This window comes from Acinetobacter sp. ABJ_C5_2 (genome assembly GCF_044538485.1).
Classification (GTDB): domain Bacteria; phylum Pseudomonadota; class Gammaproteobacteria; order Pseudomonadales; family Moraxellaceae; genus Acinetobacter; species Acinetobacter nosocomialis_A.
In genome coordinates, this window is the sequence record NZ_JBIUCS010000013.1 from 14,441 (window position 1) to 31,354 (window position 16,914).

At 40.4% G+C, this 16,914-nt stretch carries 13 protein-coding genes and 1 pseudogene; 12 read left to right on the plus strand and 2 right to left on the minus strand.

Annotation, left to right across the window (positions count from 1 at the left end):
• The first annotated feature begins 196 nt into the window (after positions 1-196).
• Positions 197-306: pseudogene (locus tag ACH8JV_RS12230) on the plus strand (hypothetical protein).
• Here ACH8JV_RS12230 and ACH8JV_RS12235 read toward each other — a convergent pair.
• Together ACH8JV_RS12235 and ACH8JV_RS12240 are read right to left on the minus strand one after the other, a co-directional pair.
• Entirely contained in the window at positions 303-1,322 is a 1,020-nt protein-coding gene (locus ACH8JV_RS12235) for an ABC transporter substrate-binding protein (RefSeq protein ID WP_311087443.1), read from the minus strand. The pseudogene ACH8JV_RS12230 and the gene ACH8JV_RS12235 sit on opposite strands and share 4 nt — an antisense overlap.
• Entirely contained in the window at positions 1,323-1,913 is a 591-nt protein-coding gene (locus ACH8JV_RS12240) for an ANTAR domain-containing response regulator (protein ID WP_001125253.1), read from the minus strand.
• A 455-nt stretch (positions 1,914-2,368) separates the two neighbouring features.
• Between ACH8JV_RS12240 and ACH8JV_RS12245 the strand changes: the two genes are divergently transcribed.
• From ACH8JV_RS12245 to ACH8JV_RS12295, 11 genes are all read left to right on the plus strand, one after another.
• Entirely contained in the window at positions 2,369-2,638 is a 270-nt protein-coding gene (locus ACH8JV_RS12245; RefSeq protein WP_396521502.1) for a hypothetical protein, read from the plus strand.
• A gap of 11 nt (positions 2,639-2,649) precedes the next feature.
• A complete protein-coding gene (nirB, locus tag ACH8JV_RS12250; protein ID WP_396521504.1) occupies positions 2,650-5,196 on the plus strand; it encodes a nitrite reductase large subunit NirB in 2,547 nt (848 codons plus the stop codon).
• Positions 5,197-5,208: 12 nt separating this feature from the next.
• Positions 5,209-6,831 carry a nitrite reductase small subunit NirD gene (gene nirD, locus ACH8JV_RS12255; protein ID WP_001028494.1) on the plus strand — a complete coding sequence of 541 codons (1,623 nt, stop codon included), beginning with the start codon at positions 5,209-5,211 and terminating at the stop codon, positions 6,829-6,831.
• A gap of 18 nt (positions 6,832-6,849) precedes the next feature.
• Positions 6,850-9,630 carry a molybdopterin-dependent oxidoreductase gene (locus tag ACH8JV_RS12260; protein WP_396521506.1) on the plus strand — a complete coding sequence of 927 codons (2,781 nt, stop codon included), beginning with the start codon at positions 6,850-6,852 and terminating at the stop codon, positions 9,628-9,630.
• Positions 9,627-10,256, plus strand: coding sequence for a molybdenum cofactor guanylyltransferase (locus tag ACH8JV_RS12265; protein ID WP_396521553.1), 630 nt, complete (start codon positions 9,627-9,629; stop codon positions 10,254-10,256). Before ACH8JV_RS12260 ends, ACH8JV_RS12265 begins: the two co-directional genes overlap by 4 nt.
• 150 nt (positions 10,257-10,406) lie before the next feature.
• On the plus strand, positions 10,407-12,680 hold the full coding sequence (locus ACH8JV_RS12270; protein ID WP_396521508.1) for a molybdopterin-dependent oxidoreductase: 2,274 nt from the start codon (positions 10,407-10,409) through the stop codon (positions 12,678-12,680).
• Positions 12,681-12,909: 229 nt separating this feature from the next.
• Positions 12,910-13,950 (plus strand): GTP 3',8-cyclase MoaA, encoded by a 1,041-nt coding sequence (moaA, locus tag ACH8JV_RS12275; protein ID WP_396521510.1) that lies wholly within the window; start codon positions 12,910-12,912, stop codon positions 13,948-13,950.
• Complete coding sequence (locus ACH8JV_RS12280) at positions 13,951-14,205, plus strand: MoaD/ThiS family protein (protein WP_001187656.1); 255 nt, start codon at positions 13,951-13,953, stop codon at positions 14,203-14,205.
• Positions 14,206-14,208: 3 nt separating this feature from the next.
• On the plus strand, positions 14,209-14,697 hold the full coding sequence (locus ACH8JV_RS12285; RefSeq protein ID WP_396521512.1) for a molybdenum cofactor biosynthesis protein MoaE: 489 nt from the start codon (positions 14,209-14,211) through the stop codon (positions 14,695-14,697).
• A 23-nt stretch (positions 14,698-14,720) separates the two neighbouring features.
• Complete coding sequence (gene moaCB, locus ACH8JV_RS12290) at positions 14,721-15,644, plus strand: bifunctional molybdenum cofactor biosynthesis protein MoaC/MoaB (RefSeq protein WP_019458719.1); 924 nt, start codon at positions 14,721-14,723, stop codon at positions 15,642-15,644.
• Positions 15,644-16,879 carry a molybdopterin molybdotransferase MoeA gene (locus tag ACH8JV_RS12295; RefSeq protein ID WP_396521514.1) on the plus strand — a complete coding sequence of 412 codons (1,236 nt, stop codon included), beginning with the start codon at positions 15,644-15,646 and terminating at the stop codon, positions 16,877-16,879. The genes moaCB and ACH8JV_RS12295 overlap by 1 nt, the downstream gene beginning before the upstream one ends.
• Positions 16,880-16,914 lie beyond the last annotated feature (35 nt).

Genomic DNA, 16,914 nt, shown 5'->3' on the forward strand with positions numbered 1-16,914 from the left:
AGCTCAAAATACATATTTTGAATTTGTAACGTAATCAAGTTAACAAAATTATGGATAGATATCTAGGGGAGTTCTGGTTGTTCGTCGAAATTATGAAAAGGATGCAAAGGGAATGAATTGTCAGTTATTGATATGGAAATGTCTGAAAATGATAAGTTTTAGTTAGTTATGATCGAAACCATAAGAGCTATATTTAATGGATGGGTTGAGTCCTTTAAGTATAGTAATGCGTATAACGCATTTGTCTTATGGGTCTTTCAAGCTGTCTTTGTTATAAAAGACAGCTTTTTTTTTATGATGATTTAAGTATTTCTTAGCTTGGCTTGATTGTAGCAATCGAGATTAATGCATTGATCACTCAGCTCTATGATTTGAGCAGGGGGTAAATGAAGTTTCTCCCATTTTTGCATTTGTTCAAATAGCCAGTGGAAATCTTCAGGTTGTGGGGCAGCATTTTCTTTAACCAAGTGCTTTACAATATTTTGAATCATATAGTATTTATCGACATGTACTTCTTCAGAACAGTGAAAGCGGACAATTCCAAAATCGACCAACAACTTTAAGACAGGTACAAAATCTTTTAAATCACTCAATTCCTTTTGAGCTTTCATAATTGCTGTGGTGAGTGCGATTAAAGTTTGAGGATGTTGTTCAGCCCACTCTTGAGTTACCGCGAGAACTTTATCTGCCACATTGGGAATAATGTTCTGACTTGAGCATACGAGTTTACTTAAGCCTAAAAGTTCGCCTTGAGTATTCCACGGTTCTCCTACACAAAAACCATCAATGACATGGTTATCTAAAGCTTCGACCATATACGGTGGTGGAAGGGCTTTGAGCTTGAGTGTTTGAGCTATTTTTGAGTCTGCCAAAGCAAGCCATTCCCGTAAACAATAATGATGAATTGAATGTTTAAATACATGGGCTAATGACAGAGCATTATCTTCTTTAATGTAGCTCGTCACTTTTTGGGCTGTAGTTTGTGCATCCTCATTCTCATTAATAGCCAGTTGATGAACTAATTTCTGGCTTAAGCTTATAAAGGCACGGTTTTTACTTAAAATGAGAGGGGTTTGTAGTGCAATACCAATTTGGTCTGCACCCACGGCTGCTGCAGGCAGCATGGCTGATAAACAATGTGCGGCATCTAATAGCCCAAAAGCCAAACGGTCGCGTAGACTTGCCCATGATGCTTCTTTAACTAAAGTAACATCTAAACCGACTTCTTCGAAAAAACCTTGTTGTTTTGCCCAAAGCAATGCAAGACAATCAAGTAAAGGAATATAGCCGAGTTGCAATTGAGTCTTTTCTAATGTGCCCATTTATTCGTCCTTTAGTTGATCATTTAGTAGTTTTTGAGCGTCAAGTAAACGCCGTGCCATTTCCCCAATGGTTATACGGTGGCTCATGGCATTTTTTCTGAGAAGTTGAAAAGCTGTGTCTTCAGGTAAGCCATGCAGTTGCATGAGTAGTACTTTAGCCTTTTCAACATCTTTACGGTCTGCCAGTTTGGTTTGGGCTTCTTTTAAGTCACCTTCGAGCTTTTTATGTTTTTTATATTGCTCAATTGAAATTTCTAAAATGGTATGTAAGCGGGCAGGGTCTATGCCATCTACAATATAAGCGGTCACGCCTGCATCGATAGCTTGTTTGATGGTGTCTTTATCTGAATTTTTAGTGAACAGGACAGTCGGTAGATCATAGCTACTGACACAACTTTCAATAATGTCACGATGGGGATGATCCATATCGAGCAAGATTACATCGGCTTGTAAATCTTCAAGACGAAAGATATTCAAGTGATCCAAAGTAAGGCAAGCGACCACTTCAAAGTCATTTTCAAGCAGACTGTTTTTTATATAGTCGGCTCGCGCATGATCATCATCAATAAGGGCTATTTTGAGTTTTGGCATAAGTTCAGAAAATCAGGCTAAGAAAATGCGCCAATTCGACGCGTTTTTTGTTATTGAGTTTTAAGCAAGATTAGTGCCATCCAAAATTAAACCCAAAATTAGGATTAATTGACATTCTAGGAGGCCAAAAAGTTAGTTTGATCGATCTTGGTGCAGAAATACGATTCATTTTGTGGCAAAGCGTATTTTTATTTAAACCATTTAAGTGTAGAGCTTTGGTGCAAAGAGAATAGGTTATTATTTGGGGAAGAAAGATAGGAAAATCCTATCTTATTGAAAATAATTATAAAAAAATTGATTTTCGAATTTTATAACAATTGGCATGCAAAATGCTTAGTTAATTGCAGGTCGAAGACGACCATAAGTTTTAAAGACGGCCAACGATGTCCGTTCTGATCGATTTTGTGAGTGCAACCGTACACACAAAGAAGTTACGTTCAGTCGGAGTGAAGGCCATGTCTTTATTTTTATTGCATAAAAAAGTTACATCTGAATTAACTAATTTTTCAGTTTCAGCGATGCGAGCCTTCTCTATGAGGGGGCTCGCTTTTTTTATTTCTTTTTATGATTTTGCTGTGCATTGGGTGTCATTAACGAGTGGAAAAAATGGATTCCAAGCAGCTACATGCTTTGTGAGATTGATTCGCTTCTCGGTAGAACACAAAGCAAAAAAACAATGTCTATTTGAGAATGCAATAACACAGCTTAAAAGCAACGTGATTTGAGGAGAAACACTATGAAATTGGTAATGATTGGTCATGGTATGGTGGGCCACAAATTCATCGAAGCCATTTTGGAAAAAGCAGATGATGAACTGGAAATCACGATTCTCGCGGAAGAACCTCGTATCGCATATGACCGTGTACATTTAACAGAATACTTCTCAGGGAAATCAGCAAAAGATTTATCTTTAGCACGTTTTGACTTTGCCGATGCTCATGGCATTGACTTACGTCTTAATACAAAAGCAACTGCAATTGATACAACGGCACAAACAGTCACAACCAATCATGGTGATATCATCAGCTATGACAAATTGGTGTTGGCAACTGGTTCGTATGCATTTGTTCCGCCAATTCCGGGTAATGACCGCGAGAACTGTTTTGTTTACCGTACCATTGAAGATCTAGATGCCATTCGTGCAGCAAGTTTAAAGGCTAAAACAGGCGTAGTAATTGGCGGTGGTTTACTTGGACTTGAGGCAGCCAAAGCATTATGTGATTTAGATTTAGAAACACACGTTGTTGAGTTTGCACCACGTTTGATGGCAGTTCAAATTGATGACTTAGGGGGCAAGGTTTTACGCCGTAAAATTGAAGATTTAGGTGTAAAAGTCCATACACAAAAAGCGACTCAGTCTATTGAGTCTGGTGTAAATACCACTCATGTGATGAAGTTTGCCGACGGTAGTGAACTCGAAACAGATGTGATTTTATTCTCTGCGGGAATCCGCCCACGTGATGAGCTTGCGCGCAACAGTGGGCTTACGATTGGTGAGCGTGGCGGTATTGTGATTAATGATTATTGCCAAACGTCAGATCAAAACATTTATGCCATTGGTGAATGTGCGCTTTGGCAAAATAAAATTTATGGCTTGGTTGCACCGGGCTATGACATGGCGCGCATTGCAGCAAAACACATTTTAGATGAAGAGTGTCATTGCTTCGCTGGCGCAGACATGAGCACCAAGTTGAAGTTGATGGGCGTTGATGTTGCTTCTGTCGGTGATGCACATGCCATGACCCCAGGTGCATTAAGCTATTTCTATGCAGATGAACATGCACTGGTTTATAAAAAGATTGTTGTAAATGCTGACAAAACTAAATTGCTTGGCGCGGTTTTAGTGGGTGATGCCAAAGAATATAACGATCTTTTACAAATGATGTTGAATGGTTTGGCTTTACCGGAAGTGCCTGAAAGTTTAATCATGCCGGGCTTTGAGCAATCAGCAGCAAAATCTGGTGGTAGCGGAGTCGATTTGCTGCCAGACGGCGCGACCATTTGTTCATGTAACAACGTATCAAAAGCAGACATCTGCCAAGCAATTAGCGATGGTTCGACCTCTTTAGGTGCATTAAAGAAATGCACCAAAGCAGCAACAGCATGTGGTGGTTGTGCACCATTAGTGACTCAAGTATTGAAGTCAGAGTTACAGCGTCAAGGCGTGACTGTTAACAATCACATTTGCGAACACTTCCCGTACTCGCGTCAAGAGTTGTATCACTTGGTCCGTGTCAATGAAATCAAGACATTTGATGATTTGATTCATCAACATGGGCACGGTTTAGGTTGTGATATTTGTAAACCAGCCGCAGCAAATATTTTGGCATCTTGCTGGAATGATTTCGTACTTAAGCCAAGTCATGCAGGTCTGCAAGACAGTAACGACTACTACCTAGGTAACATTCAAAAAGATGGCTCTTACTCCATTGTACCGCGTATGGCAGGTGGGGAAGTCACTCCGGATGGCTTAATTGCGATTGGTCAAATTGCAAAGAAATATAACTTGTACACCAAAATTACTGGTGGTCAACGTGTTGATATGTTTGGTGCGCAAGTTCATGAGCTTCCATTTATTTGGGAAGAGTTAAATGCTGCGGGCTTTGAGTCTGGTCATGCGTATGGTAAGTCGTTACGTACAGTGAAATCTTGTGTGGGTAGCACTTGGTGTCGTTACGGAGTAGACAACTCGGTTGGTTTGGCGATTGAACTTGAAAACCGATACAAAGGTTTGCGTTCACCGCATAAATTGAAAATGGCAGTGTCTGGCTGTACACGTGAGTGTGCGGAAGCGCAAGGTAAAGATGTAGGCGTGATTGCCACTGAAAAGGGTTGGAACCTTTATGTGTGTGGTAACGGTGGTATGAAACCGCGTCATGCAGAATTACTCGCATCTGACCTCGATAAAGAAACACTTATTCGTTATATCGACCGTTTCTTTATGTTCTACATTCAAACGGCAGACCGTTTACAACGTACCAGTGTATGGCGTGACAACATGGAAGGCGGTCTAGACTACCTTAAATCTGTGATCGTTGATGACTCTCTTGGTTTAGCGGCCGAGCTTGAGCGCCGTATGGAACACATTATTGGTACATATCAAGATGAATGGCGTACAGCTGTCGAAAACCCTGAGGTGCGTAAACGCTTCCAGACTTATATCAATGCAGGAGCAAATGAACAGGCCGATCCGCACATTCAATTTACAACTGAACGTGGTCAAATCCGCCCATTAACTGAAGCTGAACGTTCAGAAGACCGTATTCCAATGGTTGAAGCATAAAGGAGAGTTTCTATGAATATTGTACAAGACAAAAATATGCTTCCTGATGATCAGTGGATTGACGTTTGTGCACTCGATGATTTAACCCCAAACACGGGTGCAGGAGCGCTAGTGGGCGGTCAAGCGGTTGCAATCTTCCGTGTGGGGCATGAAAAACGTGTTTATGTACTGAGCAATAAAGATCCGTTTAGCCAAGCGAATGTGATGAGCCGCGGGATTATTGGTGATTTACAAGGCGAACGAGTCGTTGCATCACCAATTTATAAACAACATTTCAGTTTAGCTACGGGCCGTTGTTTAGAAGATAAAGACCAAAAATTGGCAGTTTATCCGAGCAAAATTGTTGATGGCCGTGTTTGGGTCAACGCGGTGCCGCAAAAAACTTATATTACCAATACAGGTGTATCACAAGACAAACTTAGACTGGTGCTGATCGGGAATGGTTTGGCAGGGATGCGTTGTCTGGAAGATTTACTCGATATGGCACCAGATCGTTATGAAGTTACGGTGATTGGTGAAGAACCATGGGGTAACTATAACCGTATTATGTTGTCTCCGGTTTTATCGGGTGAAAAAACCATTGAAGACATTATGTTGCATCCACCGAAGTGGTACGACGATAAAGGCATTAAATTTATTGCTGGTGATAAAGCCGTAAAAATTGATCGTCCGCGTAAAGTGGTTTACACCGAAAAAGGCCAGACAGTTGATTATGACCGTTTGATTCTGGCAACAGGCTCGGCACCATTTATTCCACCAGTTCAAGGTGTTGACCTAAAAGGGGTGTTAACTTTCCGTGATATTTATGACGTTAACACCATGATTGAATACTGTGGTTCAAAAACTAATGCAGTCGTGATTGGTGGCGGTTTGCTGGGTTTAGAAGCTGCCTATGGTTTAAAGCAACGTGGTATGAATGTCACGGTATTGCATTTAATGGACCGTATTATGGAACGCCAACTTGATGGGCGTGCGAGTCAATTACTTCGTCATAGCATTGAGCAAAAAGGCATTCAAATCATTACCGAAGCCAATACCGAAGCGTTAATCGGTGATGAAAACGGTCATGTCAAACAAATCCGTTTGAAAGATGGCACAGTGTTAGATGCTGACCTTGTGGTGTTTGCTGTAGGTATCCGTCCGAATATTGCTTTGGCGCAAAGTGCAGGATTACGTTGTAACCGTGGTGTATTGGTGAATGACACCATGCAAACATTTGACCCAAGTATTTATGCCGTGGGTGAGTGTATCGAACACCGTGGTCAAACTTTCGGTTTGGTTGAACCACTGTGGGGCCAAGCTTTTATTTGCGCGACCCATTTAGCAGAGCACGGCAGCTTAACTTTTAAAGCGCCAACCGTACCGACTCAGTTAAAAGTCAGTGGTGTCGATGTATTCTCTGCGGGCAATTTTGAACCGAAAGATGATTATGAAGACATTATTTTAAACGATGAAAAACGCCAGATTTATAAACGCATTATTATTCAAAACGATCGGGTAATCGGTGCAGTACTGTTCGGTGATACTGAAGATGGCATGTGGTATGCAGAGTTAATTGCAGATCAAACTCCTGTTTCTTCATTTAGAAATAAGCTGCTATTTGGTCGAGATTTTGCATTAAAAAATGCAGGCTAAATAGGGAAAGGAGCAGTTATGAATAGTATTCCAAGCGTTGAAATCGATAGCTCCGACCATGTTGCAAAAACAACTAAAACAACATGTCCATATTGCGGTGTAGGTTGTGGTGTTAGTGTAAACGTTCAACAAAAACCGCAAGGACCTGTGGTGCAAGTTGAGGGGGATGCTGAGCATCCTTCCAACTTCGGGCGCTTATGTATTAAAGGTAGCCGACTTGCGGATACTTTGGGGTTAGAAACACGTCTACTTCAACCGATGTTTGGTCGTAAGCCACATCGGACTGTAACGACATGGGATGCAGCAATCAATAAAATTGCCGATAAATTCCAGTCTTTTATCGATCAATATGGTCGTGACAGCATTGCATTTTATGTTTCAGGTCAGCTTTTGACTGAAGATTATTATGTGGTGAACAAGTTTGTAAAAGGCTATTTGGGCACTGCAAATATCGATACCAACTCACGGCTTTGTATGTCATCTGCGGTGGCAGGTCATAAACGTAGCTTTGGTGAAGACCTTGTGCCAGCAAGTTATGAAGATTTTGAACATTCAGACATGGTGGTTTTGGTTGGTTCCAATACCGCATGGTGCCATCCTGTGCTGTATCAGCGGATTATGCAGGCTAAAAGCCACAATCCAAATATGTTTGTGGTGGTGATTGATCCACGTTTTACCAGTACTTGTGAACAAGCGGATTTACATTTACCGATTTTACCGGGCCAAGATGTCGCATTGTTTAACGGACTATTCCAATATCTATATCAAAATGGTCATGCCGATCAGGCCTTTGTAGAGGCTTATACCGAAGGTTTGCAAGAGGTTTTGGCAAGCAGCGAGCCAGAAGCTAATGTGGAATATGTGGCAAAGCGTACAGGAATTGCACTCGATAAATTACAGCAGTTCTTTGAGAAATTTGCGCAGACTGAAAAAGTAATCACGCTATTTTCAATGGGTGTGAATCAATCAAGTCAGGGCGTGAATAAAGCCAACAGCATTATTAACTGTCACTTACTAACAGGCAAAATTGGAAAGCTCGGCGCTGCACCATTTTCAATGACAGGCCAGCCCAATGCGATGGGTGGTCGAGAAGTGGGTGGCTTAGCCAATATGCTAGCGGCACACATGGACTTAGATAACCCATTACATCAAAAAGTAGTGCAAACCTTTTGGGATAGCCCATTTATTGCAACTCAAGCTGGTTTGAAAGCAGTTGATTTATTTAATGCGGTTGAGGCTGGAAAAATTAAAGCGATCTGGATTATGGCGACCAATCCAGTTGTGAGTCTGCCAGATGCCGATCAAGTTAAACGTGCTTTAGAGAAGTGCGAGTTAGTCATCGTGTCAGATATCTGTGCCGATACCGATACTACTGCCTATGCCGATGTTTTGCTTCCAGCTTTAGGTTGGGGTGAAAAAGATGGAACCGTTACTAACTCTGAGCGTCGTATTTCACGTCAACGTGCTTTTTTACCTGCGCCGGGTGAAGCAAAAGCGGATTGGTGGGCAATGAGTCAAGTTGCGAAAAAATTAGGCTTTAAAGGTTTTGACTTTAATAGTGCTGTTGATATTTTCAATGAACATGCTGCTTTGTCAGCACAAGATAATGCTGACATCAATACACGTGAGCAAACTGATACGTTCCGTTATTTCAACTTAAAAGGTTTAATGAACCTAAGTACTGCTGAGTACGACGCTCTACAACCAGTGCAATGGCCAGTATGGGATAAAAACCAAGACGCTAAAGCTGTTCAACAACTGTTTGGCAAGGGCCAGTTTAGCCACAAAAATACCAAGGCAAAATTGATTTCGACTGTTGCAATTAATCCGGTACATGCAGTTTCAGAAGATTATCCGCTCATTTTGAACACGGGACGTATTCGTGATCAATGGCACACCATGACGCGTACTGGTTTGTCACCAAATTTGACCAGTCACCGTGCCGAACCATTTTGCGAGATTCATCCGAGTGATGCCTTGAAATTTGGTGTACGTGATCAAGGCTTAGTAGAAGTTCGTTCGAAATGGGGCAGTTGTGTACTGCGTGTGACATTCTCATCAGGTGTCCGTCGTGGGCAAATTTTCGCACCGATTCACTGGACTGAACAGGTCGCATCCGACGCCCGTATTGGTAAAGTCGTTAATCCAGAAGTTGATGCAATTTCAGGTGAGCCCGAGTTCAAACATACGCCTGTAACCATTCAGCCGTTCTATACCACTTGGCAAGGCGTGCTCTATATTCGTGAAGGATACGATTCGCATATTCAAGAATCGCTACATCACTGTGCATGGTGGACCAAAGTCAAAATGGTCAAAACCAATCGTTATGAACTTGCAGACCGCCAAACTTTTCATGATACTCAAAAGAATCTGAAAAGCTTTTTGCCATTTGCCGATGAAACCTTTGAATGGTTAAGCATAGAAGATATTTCTTCACAACTGAGCCATAGTATTATTTTGAAAGATGGCATTGTAATTGCAAGTCTATATATTGCACCGCCAGATTTATTGCCAGACCGTGACTGGGTAGCAAGTCTGTTTAAACGAGAACGTTTGAGCGCCTTGCACCGTAAAGCTTTACTAGCAGGTATGCCAATGTCGGCTACCAATAATGATGGGCCTTTGGTGTGTAGTTGTTTTAAAGTAGGTAAGAATAAAATTATCGAAGCAATAAAAACACAAAACATTACCCATGAAAAACAGGTCACTGCTTGTTTAAAAGCTGGTGGCAATTGTGGATCATGTTTACCTGAAATCCGTGGCTTAATTAAAGCTTGCCAGCAAGAGGTAGAAGTGTGAATAAGGGATATCCCATAACTGATCTGGTCATTCTGGCGGGTGGACAAGCCCGCCGTATGAATGGTTTAAATAAGCTGTTGCAGCAATTCGATGGCGATACGCAACTTCTTAAGATTCACCAAAAGCTAAAATCTTCAGTATCTGAAATTTGGGTGAATAGTCATCGAGACTATTCAATCTATCAAAGTATTGTGCCCGATATTAAATGTTTTCAAGATGATGCTTCCGGTTTTTTCGGCCCGCTTATGGGGATGAAAAGTGCATGGTCACATGTAAAGGCAGATTATGTTTTGTTTACTCCTTGTGATGTGACCTACATACCTACGCAAGTCGTTGCGAAATTACACAGTGCTCTTCGCAAAAATAAACAGGCTCAGGCAGCTTATGTTTCAATTAATGGAGATGCCTTATACCCATTTTGTTTGTTAAAACGTGAGAGTCTAGAAGTTTTGCAGCAGCAAGTTGATAAGCAACAATTGAGTTTAAAAAATTGCTTTAAACTTTTACATGCACAAGTCGCCATTTTTCAAAAGCAAAACTTATTTTTCCATAGCATTAATTCTTTAGATGAACTTCAACAATACAAACAAATTAAAGCATTTAAAGAGATTTTTTCGACAAATTAAAGCACCAGCAATATCGTTTTAAAATTTACATTGATAGCCTGAAATCATTTTTTAAATTTTGAGTTATTGACTGTTTAGAATTTAAGTTCTATTTTGGAACTTGAGGTTTTCATTCTAGCCAGATGTATAAAAATAAACGGAGCCAGAAAAATGATGGACGCAGCTCAGCAAAGTAAAACAGATGTGACCGCATGTATTTTATGTTCAAGAAACTGCGGTTTGAGCGTAGAAATTAAAGATAACCAATTTGTCAAAATTAAAGGTAATCCTGAGCATCCATTTTCTCAAGGTTACATTTGCCAAAAAGCCGCAAGATTACAGCATTACCAGAAACATGCAGACCGTTTGACTACGCCTTTAAAACGCCAGCCAGATGGCTCATTTCAAGAAATTAGTTGGGATGTGGCTATACAAGAAATTGCAGATCAATTAGTTCAGATTAGAGATAAATTTGGAGGTATAGCTTTTGCCTCTGTTGGGGGCGGTGGTCAGGGTAACCACTTGGGTGCAGCGTATGGTCGACAGCTTTTGTTGGCCATGAAAAGTTATTATGCATACAACTCACTTGCCCAAGAAAAAACAGGTGATTTCTGGCTCAATGGTCGCCTATTCGGTAGTCAGGCCTGCCATACTACAGAAGATGTAGAATATGCCGATTATGTTCTTTTTATTGGGACGAATCCGTTTCAGGCACATGGTATTCCCAACGCACGAGACACGCTAAAACATATTAAGAAAGATCCGAATCGAACCATGGTGGTGTTCGATCCGCGTGTTACCGAAACGGCAAAACAAGCAGACATTCACGTGCAGTTAAAACCGGGAACAGATGCTTTTTTAATGTCGGCCATGATTGCGATCATTATTAAAGAAAAGCTTTATGATGCAGCATTTATTGAGCACCATACACATGGGTTTGAAGAAGTAAAAGCTGCATTTAATCATGTCCCGATTGAAGACTATATTGCTAAAGCTGATGTACCTGTCGATTTGATTTATCAGGTTGTTCAAGATTTTTCAAAGGCAAAAAGAGGCTGTGTACGTATCGATTTAGGTATTCAACATACTTTGAATACGACATTAAATGGTTATTTAGAAAAGCTTTTATACTTACTGACAGGGAACTTTGGAAAACAGGGTACCAATAATTTACATACCATGTTTATTCCAATTTTAAGTGATACAGATGAAAGAAAACCAAAATATCGACGTAGCGTTTATCATAAAATGTTCCCGATCTCTGGGTTTTTTCCGCCTAATATTTTACCCGATGAAATCCTAAAAGCAGGGGAAAAGCGAATTCGTGCTGTGTTTGTAGATAGTTGTAATCCACTATTAACTTACCCTGATACACCTGCCTATGAAAAAGCCTTTAAAGCATTAGATTTATTGGTTGTAGTCGATGTTGCGATGACAGAAACCGCGAGACTCGCCGACTATATTTTGCCTGCTCATACTCAGTTTGAAAAATGGGAATTTACTGGTTTTAACTTGGAATTTCCTAAGAATGGTTTTCATCTGCGTCATCCCGTATTGGCTGCTCAAGCAAACACTTTACCGGAAGCCGAAATTTATACTCGATTACTGGAAGCAATGAATGCTATTCCGAAGAATTTTCCAATTCTAGAAAAAATAGCTGCGGTCGACTCGAAAAAAACAGCCTATTTACCCTACTTGTCGGCGCTAGGACTTACCTTGGCACGCCATAAAAAATATATCCCTTTTGCTACCTCTATCATTTATCGAACTCTTGGCAAACGACTTGGCAATTCTGCAGATTCAGTTGCTTTTTTATTGCCGCTCTCTATTCAATATGCTGCTTTACATACCAAAGCAGTACGCCGCGCAGGTTATAAAGGTAATCCGTTAACACAAGGAGTCAAACTATTTGAGCAGATATTAAAGCAACGTTCAGGTATGGTTTTATCGCAACATGAATATGATGAAGTCTGGAAACTGGTAGCTTATAAAGATAAGAAAATACGTCTTGCAATTCCCGAGATGTTAAGTGAACTCGCAAGATTGAAAAGCCATAACGTTAATGTTGAAGAGTTTCCTTTCATCCTTTTGTCTGGTGAACGCCGTAGCTACAACGCTAACCAAATTTACCGTGACCCTGCTTGGCGAAAAGTAGATGCAGAAGGTGCACTGCGTATTCATCCTGAAGATGCAAGACACTTAAATGTAGATGCAGGAGGGCAGCTTAAATGTATCTCAGCGCATGGAGAAATTCAGGTAGTTATTGAGTTGGATGATGGGATGAGAAGAGGTGTCGTATCACTTCCACACGGCTATGGTATGCGATTTCAAAATGGTGAACCAATTGGGCCACAATTAAACTTACTTATTTCTGCTGAACATTGTGATCCATTGTCGAAAACGCCGTACCATAAATATGTACCCATCCGTTTAGAAAAGTGTTAGAAATAGAATCAAGTAAAACATAGATTTTACCGCGCTAACTCGAGATTTATTTTTTAATTGTTCTTAAGGTAGTGCCGTGAAAAGTCTATAAAAAATTTAAATATTATGGAAAATAAGTAGAGCTGGAATAAATTTTGCAATTAAAGATCAAAGCACTATTAAGATGCAATTTTTTGTATTTGATTGTTCATAATCGGTGCTCGCAAGATTTGAAATGTTCTCGATATGAGTGCAAATGATGAAACAATATCACTCTGAAAATGCGCCAAGCCTTCTGCAAGATCAATATGGGCGTATCAAGCGTAAGTTACGAATTTCTGTAACTGATCGCTGTAATTTTAAGTGTGTATATTGCATGCCTGAGCATCCAGAATGGTTAAATAAACAAGACTTGCTTAGTTTTGAAGCGCTCTTTCAATTTTGTCATTTTATGGTGCAGCAAGGTATCGAGAGTATTCGCATTACGGGTGGTGAACCATTAATGCGACAAGGTATTGTTCATTTCATTCGAGATCTACAGTCTTTAAAAAGTTTAGGTTTAAAACGTATATCGATGACTACCAATGGTCATTACCTTGCTAAACATGCCAAGCAGCTAAAAGACGCTGGATTAGATGATTTAAACATTAGTTTAGATAGTTTAGATCCTGTTCAGTTTAAAGAGTTGACCAAGAAAAAATTGGAGCCTGTTTTAGAGGGGATACAAGCTGCAAAAGAAGTAGGATTACCTTTTAAAATTAACTGCGTGTTAATGAAAGATAGAAATGATGATCAAATCTTACCTATGGTGAAATGGTCAATTGCTCATCATATTCCTTTGCGTTTTATCGAGTTTATGCCGCTTGATGGTGATGCACTTTGGGCAAATAAAGATGTGGTAAGTGAGGCTGAAATTTTACAGGTGTTGCAACCGTATTATTCGGTACAAGTCATCGAGCAGCAACATGAGCCAGCGCGTCAATATCTAATTAACGGTAGCTATCATTTAGGAATTATTTCCACAATTACGCATTCATTTTGCCACCAATGTGACCGTATACGGCTTACCGCAAAAGGCGAACTATATAACTGTTTATTTGCGCCGCAAGGCTTAAATATTAAGCCTCAGCTTCAAACGCTGGTAAGCAAACAACATACTCCGGAATATGGTGTGTATATCCAAAATTTAAAGAATTTGGTTGATCCTTATATCTGGCATAAAGCCAAAGGTTTCCATGCCTTACAACATCAACAAACCCGTAAAATCAGCATGCATATGCTTGGGGGATAAATGCAACAATCTATCCAAATTAAAGTCGAAGCATTTGGTGCAATTGAAAAATTGCTTCCTGAAAATCTTTTGCTAGTTTGCCCTAACCATAGTCTGGTTAAAGATGTATTAGATGAAATTGTTTTATTACATCCGGAATCTACAAAAGCCATGGAAAAATGTGCATGTGCGATTGGTGATAATGTCATAACCAGACAAACTGTCTTAAGTGAGCCATGCACTTTGGTTTTATTATCACCCGTTGCCGGAGGATGAGTCATGAAAGAGTTCGCAAGAATACAAGAACAGGCTTTAAGCTTGGATACTTTTGATCCGATTCAGTCTTTTCCTGAATGTGGTGGTATTGATATTTTTATGGGTACGGTTCGTAATCATCACGAAGGTAAAGCGGTAAAGGCGCTGAAATATACGTCGTATAAACCGCTTGCAGAAAAAATGATACGTGAAATTGAACAAGAAATTGAGAAAAAGTATCAGGTATCTTATGTGCGAGTGGTTCATCGGATTGGATATCTAGATGTGGGTGAAACAGCCATTATTGCGATTGCTTATGCAGCCCATCGCCGTGAAGCTTTTCAGGCATGTGAGGAAGCTGTTGAGCGGGTAAAACATGAAGTACCTGTCTTTAAAGAAGAGTTTTTTACAGATGGCACAAGTCATTATGTAGAGGGCTGTTGTATTCGTAAGGATGCACCACACGACCACAAACATCACCATCATCATGCTGGCCATGAGCACTCACACTGAAATAAGTAAGACTAGGATAAATAATGAAAAACGTTGGAATGAAGCCGGAAAGTTATCGTGTTGCCGAAGCACAAGCCATTTTATATGCACCCCCGCACTGTATTGAACTATTAAGACAAGGAAACACGGAAAAAGGTGATGCATTAAAAACAGCACGTGTTGCAGGAATTTTGGCAGCAAAACGAACTGATGAGCTGATTCCATTATGTCATCCGCTACCGATTTATCGGGCAGATGTTGAATATGAATTAGAACATGACTTTGTAAAAATTATTACGGTCGTTGAGACCATTGGACCAACTGGCGTAGAAATGGAAGCTTTAACCGCTGCCAGTCTCGCAGGTTTAACTATTTACGATATGTTAAAGCCTCATTGTGAACCAGAAGAACTCTGGATGGATCAATGTAAACTACTTAAGAAAAAAGGCGGAAAATCCCATTTTAAACGGGTATTGCGTCAGCCTGTTTCGGCTGCGGTTATTGTATTGTCAGATACCGTAGCAGCGGGTAGAAAGCCGGATACGGCCGGAAAATCTGTAGTTGAAACTTTAACTGAAGCTGGGTTTGATCCGATCCATTACCAAATTTTGCCCGATGAAGCAGATGATCTCAAAGAATTGGTTCTAGAACTCACCAAATCGTATGCTTGTATTATGACGGTGGGTGGAACAGGAATTGGTAAGCGTGATATTACGGTTGATACGCTGGAGCCTCTTTTAGAACGTAAATTAGATGGCTTAATGGAAGCTGCTCGCTCATTTGGACAAAAACGCACCCCATATGCTGCTATGTCACGCGGAGTAGCAGGGTTTATTGACCGTTCGTTAGTGGTGACGTTACCGGGAAGCCGTGGTGGAGCAAGCGAATCAATGGCTGCTATTTTACCTGCCTTAGTCCATATTTTTGATGTTTGCCGTGATTTACCGCATCCGGGAGGCTATGAATAATGTCAGGTTGTGGTGCTGAGCGTGGATTAATCAGTATAGATGAAGCGCTAGATTTAGTGATTAATAAGCCTAAAGACTTAAACTCTATTCAAAAGACTCTAACAAATAGCCTAAGTAGCTATCTTGCTAAAGATATTTACTCTGAAATTAATCTACCTAGCTTTTCTCAAAGTGCAGTAGACGGTTATGCACTTTGTAGCCATGCAGAAGACTTAAATAATCAAAAGTTCCAAGTCACAGGTGAGATTCGTGCCGGAAGCGAGAGCCATGACATCCTAAGTGAAGGTCAAGCGATTCGTATATTTACAGGTGGCAAAATTCCTGAAGGAACAACACATGTAGCTCGGCAAGAAATTGTATCGGTTATTTCGGCTCAAGAAATTTGTTTAACGGAGCATATACGCCCTCAAGCCGATATTCGTTTTACTGGTGAAGAAATTCAGCAAGGGCAGTTGCTCGCTCAAGTAGGACAGTTTCTAAATATTGGAAGCTTGGCTGCTTTAAGTATGGCGGGAGTGCAAGAGCTTACTGTTTATCGTAGACCAAAAGTTGCAGTACTAGTCACAGGTGATGAAGTTGCTCAAACGGCAGATGATTTAATCGATGGAAAAGTCTTTGATGCAAATGGTCCATTACTAAAAGCTTGGTTTGAAGATTATGGTTTAGATATCGAACTCATTCATGTTGCAGATAAAGCTGAACAGGTCACCCAATACTTTAACCAGCTAAAAGACAGCCATGATGTAGTTATAACGACTGGCGGAGTATCAGTAGGTGATTATGACTTTGTTCGACCATGTGCTTTCGAAGTTGGGTTTGAACAAATATTTTGGAAAGTTAAACAAAAACCGGGTAAACCTTTATTCTTTGCCGAATATCATAATTCACAAGCTAGCCATTCTTGCTATTTGCTAGGCTTACCGGGCAATCCGGCTGCGGTATATGTGGCAATGCAAGTTTACGGTAAATCTTTGCTTGATGCATTACAGGGTAATAGACACGGACCAGAATGGTTTACCGCAATTTTAGAGCATGATTTAAAAGAAGATGCACGTGAGCGTTTTTTACGAATGTATTCTTATTTTGATGCAGGACAACTTAGAGTAAAAAGTTTGGCTAAGCAGCAGTCTCATATGCTGAGTAACCTTATGCAAGCCAATTGTCTAGTTCGTATTCCTGCGAGTACAAAACTAGAGTCAGGTACTTTATTAAAAGGAATCTTTATTTCAAATTAGCCTATAAATAAATTGAATATGATTAATTTATACTT